Origin of the sequence: Pseudanabaena sp. 'Roaring Creek' (assembly GCF_001402795.1) — a bacterium.
Lineage (GTDB): Bacteria > Cyanobacteriota > Cyanobacteriia > Pseudanabaenales > Pseudanabaenaceae > Pseudanabaena.
In genome coordinates, this window is record NZ_LIRE01000178.1 from 1 (window position 1) to 5,561 (window position 5,561).

Annotated in this window: 6 protein-coding genes; 5 read left to right on the forward strand and 1 reads right to left on the reverse strand. The window is 44.5% G+C overall.

Annotated features, from left to right (window positions below):
• Positions 1-175 precede the first annotated feature (175 nt).
• Positions 176-904 (forward strand): hypothetical protein, encoded by a 729-nt coding sequence (locus AC805_RS05600; protein ID WP_055074501.1) that lies wholly within the window; start codon positions 176-178, stop codon positions 902-904.
• 4 nt (positions 905-908) lie between these two features.
• Positions 909-1,421 (forward strand): hypothetical protein, encoded by a 513-nt coding sequence (locus AC805_RS05605; RefSeq protein ID WP_055074502.1) that lies wholly within the window; start codon positions 909-911, stop codon positions 1,419-1,421.
• A 195-nt stretch (positions 1,422-1,616) separates the two neighbouring features.
• Here AC805_RS05605 and AC805_RS05615 read toward each other — a convergent pair whose 3' ends face one another.
• Positions 1,617-1,967 (reverse strand): hypothetical protein, encoded by a 351-nt coding sequence (locus AC805_RS05615; RefSeq protein WP_055074504.1) that lies wholly within the window; start codon positions 1,965-1,967, stop codon positions 1,617-1,619.
• A gap of 310 nt (positions 1,968-2,277) precedes the next feature.
• Here AC805_RS05615 and AC805_RS05620 point away from each other — a divergent pair, with 310 nt between their 5' ends.
• The 3 genes from AC805_RS05620 to AC805_RS05630 all read left to right on the forward strand — a co-directional run bounded on the left by AC805_RS05620 (position 2,278) and on the right by AC805_RS05630 (position 5,388).
• Positions 2,278-2,679, forward strand: a complete 402-nt coding sequence (locus AC805_RS05620) for a pentapeptide repeat-containing protein (RefSeq protein ID WP_055074506.1) — start codon at positions 2,278-2,280, stop codon at positions 2,677-2,679.
• A gap of 148 nt (positions 2,680-2,827) precedes the next feature.
• On the forward strand, positions 2,828-3,904 hold the full coding sequence (locus AC805_RS05625; protein WP_009626530.1) for a PIN/TRAM domain-containing protein: 1,077 nt from the start codon (positions 2,828-2,830) through the stop codon (positions 3,902-3,904).
• Between the two features lie 65 nt (positions 3,905-3,969).
• A complete protein-coding gene (locus AC805_RS05630; protein ID WP_156341315.1) occupies positions 3,970-5,388 on the forward strand; it encodes a hypothetical protein in 1,419 nt (472 codons plus the stop codon).
• The last annotated feature ends 173 nt before the right edge of the window (positions 5,389-5,561 follow it).

Here is a 5,561-nt window from a genome sequence, read left to right on the forward strand (position 1 = left end):
GATCTTGGGTTTTAATTTTGTCCTAACAAGACTGGCGGTAGCTATAAGAAATGGCTACGCCATTTCTTAACTTGGTATAAAAAGGTGAGATGCGGCTCTATCCCATCTCACCTTTTTGAACTAAAATCCTGTAAAGTAGCTATTACAATTCCTTAGGGACAAATTGGGTTCACCAGTGGTCAAAAACTCACATCATCAAGAACAGGAATCGGCAACATCTTCTTCGCAAGCTCATCTACTGATGCGATCGCTATGGCGCGGACTAGCTCGCGAACAGGGGCTGCCAGTATGGGCTTTGTTGGCAGTTTTTTTGGTGATGTTACTTCTGTGGAACTGGCAATTAATCGCTGCCACTGGTACGGGAATCGGCGCGATGATTGCCGTCTATGTGATGCAGGACTGGAATTGGAATGTAATTTTATGGCGAATTCAGAGATTTTTTCAAAGTCCCTATCGGCATTTGCCCCTATCGGTGGCTAGTGGCACGGGTACCGTTTTTTTGACCTATACGATCTTGGCAGTCTGGTCAAATCAAGAAAATCATTGGTTAGCGGCGGCAAGCATTTTGCAACTAGGTGCAACCTTAGGGATTTTCGCGATTCTGGTACGCCAAGCTTTTAAACAATGGTTGCAGCGTCAGCAAGATAATTTCGATCAGCTAATTGCCCAACTTACGGTCAGTGATGACCTAGCTAGACTCATTGCAATTAAACAGATCAATCAGTACGTTCGCGATAATCGCTTACCTGCGGCGCAGGAACGAGCGATCGCCGATTATTGCCAAATCCTGCTCAACCGAGAAACCGAGACGACAATGCGGGACGCGATATTTGAGACCTTAGAAGTATTGCAATCGATTACGGCAAAGCCTGCTCTAAAACGCTCAGCACATCATATTCCTTAGATTCATGCTCACTAAAGATCAAATTCTCGATCGCCAAGTTGCCTTACTAGTTCAGAGTACGCCCGATGAAGAAACGGCAAGTGCGGTTAGTTTAATTGCATCTGTTCTTAAAGCGATCGCCCAAAACCTCAGACATACAACCTATATCGTGATCCAAGACCTTGAAGGTGGCTGGTTACTTACGCCCCTGAGCAATCACGATAATCCCGAACTCGAAAAGACAACTATTTACGCCTATTGCGATCGCACTCCTGCGAATATCGATCGCCTAAAACTCAATGACGCGCAGCTAGAATGCGGCGAATACAATGTAATCGATATGCTCTTTCGCTTAATTGGCATGAAACAGGTAGATAGTATCGTGTTTTTTGATCGCGCCACGGATACGCAAAACGGGATTGAAATTGTCCGTTCCGAGATCGAAGAGCTCTGCGAAAAGCAAATTAAACGCGCTCAATTTGGACTTCAAAAGCTGAACGAATTTAAAAATAATCCTGACATATCTAATATCGCCTGATCCCGAATCTCCATCAATGGCAACTTTTTCCCTAATTTTTCCAGTTAAGAAATGGCGTAGCCATTTCTTAACTGGAAAAACCTTTTATTCATACAGCGCTTTACGCTCAAATCCAAACCAAGAAGATTTTGAAAGCTTTGCGAAGCAAAGCTTTCAAAATCTTCTTGTGGTTCGTTTGATCGATAATTGCGGTAATTATTCGTGATCGATAAAACCACACATGACGACTCCATCAATAGAACCTTTACCGCTCACCAAACAGGCGAGATTATCTTTGTGACTTACGGTAACGATGCGATCGTAGGTTTTGCCTGCAATCAGATTGTCCGCGATCGCAACTGCTTCAGGAGTGGTATTAACGGCAAGGATAATTTGATGGGAATTAATATTTGCACTTTCAGAACGGACTTCGGTATGAGGAGTCGTAGGACTTTGATATAGAGCGGCGACGATCGCTGTTTGGGCATTGACTGGCGTAGCGAGAGCGAAACCTGAAATGGCGAAACCCGAAATGGCTAAAAATGTGGCGACAATTGTACTTTTCATGACTGCCTCTAATCTGCGTTCTCTAATTGCTGACTACGAATTAGAAAATTAAATTTCTATGGATTTAATCTTCTGATGAAAGCGGTTAAGGCTGCTTCCTGCTATCAAACCAACCGAGTGGGTGAACATTACCCGTAAGCGATTAATTCAATAACAACATCATCAATCTTTATTGAAGAATGGCAAGTGATATCAGGATTGGACACCTGTGATTGCGATCGCAATCTCAAGTGATTTAGTGATAGGGTGGATGCAAATTCCCAGCTTCCAAAGCTTGAAAATTGGTCAGCTACAACCTGAGCGATCCACCATGAAACCGACAATCCATTCTTCCTTAATCATTTCAGGGTTAATTGCCGCGATCGCCTCCATTAGTGCGATCGAATCAGCCCTTGCCGATCCCAATCAAATTCGTCAAGTTTTACAGACTAGAGAATGTGCGGGATGCAATCTTTCGCGAGAAAAATTAAGTTTCGCCAATCTGCGCGGCGCAAATTTACGCAATGCGAATTTGTTCTCAGCGGATCTCAAACTTGCCGACTTGCGTGAAGCCAATCTCATTGGCGCAATCCTTGACAAAGCCGATCTCAGGGGAGCCGATCTCACGGGGGCAGATTTGACAGGAGCCTATATGTCAGAAACTAATTTATGCGGGGCGATTATGCCCGATGGTCAGAAATCCGCTGAAGGCTGTCCAAAAGCACCAAAATAGACAATCCTCGTTTGGATTTGTGTAGAATTGTATGCAAAGGATTGAGAAAGTTGGAAAAGTATTACCTAAAATCAATTAAAGCTTTAGGCTAGAGATTATTTGATTTCCCTTCCTGAAATATTTATTCGTCCCAGCGGAGTTCCGCCCTATGATTGACGCTATCATCATTTTTACTTTCATCCTCGCGGGAGCGGGTACTGGCTTCCACGGTATTGATTTCTTGCCATCGGACTCGATCGCTCATCTCAACATCCAAAATTTACGCTGGGTTACCTTGGGTGTCGGCTCTGCGATCGGGCTAATTACGGGATTGGTCGTGCAAAATACCTATCGCCGCATCGAGTCAAATATTCGCTCAATGCCCATTGAGACAATTTTAGGGCGAGCTGTGGGTTTGGTCTTTGGACTATTGGTGGCGAATTTAATGCTAGCGCCCCTGTTCCTGATTCCGATCCCTGACAATTTTGATTTCATTAAACCCCTTACCGCCATCTTGGTCAGCATTATCTTTGCTTATTCGGGAATGACGCTCTCCGATACCCACGGACGCGCTCTATTGCGTTTGATCAATCCCAACAATGTCGAAAGTAGCCTATTAGCTGATGGTACTTTGCGTACGGCTACCGCGAAAGTACTCGATACCAGTACGGTAATTGATGGGCGCATTCAAACTTTGATGGAGACGGGTTTTTTAGAAGGACAATTATTGATTCCCCATTTTGTGATTCAAGAGTTACAAACGATCGCCGATAGCTCTAACGATCAAAAACGAGTGCGTGGTAGAAGGGGGCTAGATATTCTCAACAATATGCGCGATCAGTTTAGCGATCGCATCACCATTCACTCTGCGGATTATGAGGACTTACATACCGTTGATGCTAAGTTGGTACGTTTAGCTCAAGAGTTAAGCTGCACTCTGATCACCAATGATTACAACCTCAATAAGGTTGCCAATTTACAGCAGGTGGAAGTTTTAAATATTAACGATCTCGCCCAAGCTCTCCGCCCAACCTACTTGCCAGGGGATCTGATCGAAATCAAGGTACTCAAGGAAGGTAAAGAGGCTTCTCAAGGTATCGGCTATCTAGAAGATGGCACGATGGTAGTGATTGAAGAGGGGCGCGAGTATCTTGGCAAGCAAATTATCGTAATTGTTACGAGTGCTTTACAAACTTCGGCAGGACGGATGATTTTTGCCCGTCACGAAGCGATCGCCACGGTTTAATTTAGCTGCCCATTTATCTTATTTATATTCTTATTTATATTCTTAACTACTAACTTTTACTGCCTATGCAAGTTTTGCCCTCCCACACACAACGACAATTGGTGTCAGGCAGAATTGGGTGGGGGTGGCGACAAGCAACTTATCCTATTTCTGTAAATTTTATCTTTGCAGGTCTAGTGATCCTTGCCACTGCGATTGCTCGGCTATTAACAAAAGGCGAGTTAGATCTTTTGGCAATTACCAGTATGGTCTTGGTCTGCGGTTTAATAATTGGAATATATACGGCTAAGTCCGTTGTGGAGGTATGCCGCCAAAATTCTAATTACCTTTTTTCGCGATCGCAATTGTTGGGGATTGCTGCTTATTGGCTAGTTTTAATCGCAGTCCTTGGGGGATCGCCCGAAAACAGCAAATTATTTGTGGCGATTTGGTGGGTTTTGCCAGCCGCTATTTTTACAGGAATTGCGGCTTCCCTATCCTTACAGTCAAGTAGATTTAAGTCCCCCACCGATCGCAAGCAACCGCCAGAAAAATTTAATGCCGAGTCCCTCAATGTCGTTACCTATTCTGATCGCACAGTTTTAGTTAGTCCCTCGGCAATTGGTCAGCAACCGAGACAGTTTAATAGTTTGGTACTAATAGTTTTTGGGCTTTTCTGCTGGACAATGCTCGACTTATCGAGCAATCTGAGGGCGATCGCCGCAATCGTCTTAACCGCTTCTGGATTAACGGGATTTTTTACTTGGCAAGCCCAGTTACATTCTCCCGAAAAGATTTTGCAACTTAAGTTTGCAGGGCTATGGGGAATTGCCGCCGAATATCTAATCGATATCACATCGTTCTCCATGCTTTCGATTGTCAAATTACAGGAAGCTGGCGGGGAATTGAGTTGGATGCAGCTAACGGGCAATAATCGCGATATTACCATCCCCTTAGTGATGACAAATTTGCCGTCACCTACCGAAAAAGACGTTGATCGTTTCGATCAACTAGATAAAACCCTCCGCGATGAGTTTCATCTGGCTAAGCAGGAAACCGAACGGGACAGTTTAGGTTTAGCCAATGTTTTATTGCCGCAAGGGGCAGGTATTTTGGCAGGGACAGCATTTATCCTTGTCGGTATTTTACTTTTACTCATTTTCTCCTTACCCTCAAAATTAACATCGGAAAGCGCGATCGCTTGGTTGGGCGTTTGCCTTGTGAGTCCTGCGATCGCGAGGTTTTTTCTCCAGCTAGTTGCGCCCAATAGCCTACAAAGCGATCGTCCCCATCCTAATTCGCGATTGCATTCATGGGAAATCGGCTCAGCGATGTTACTCGTCAGCGCTTTTCTCTCCTCTCAAGCTATGGGTAAGTTTCTATCCCTAGGTGTTCTCCAGCAGGCGCTCCCCCTCATCAATCTTATTTGCGGATGGTTATGTATTAGCGTGGGGATCTGCCTTCTTGCCTTTGTCCGACGCACGCCCCTATGGCATAACAATTAAACTCCAAAGAGAGTTGCCGCGCTCCGCGCGGCAACTCTCTTTGGAGTTTTATACCAATTCACGAAAGTGTGACAACACTTTTGTGAATTGGTATTAATTCAACATAGCCGTACATTCGAGAATCAACTTTTGGTTGGTGAGGGAGAAAGGTTGAATTTCCAAAGCCCTATGGA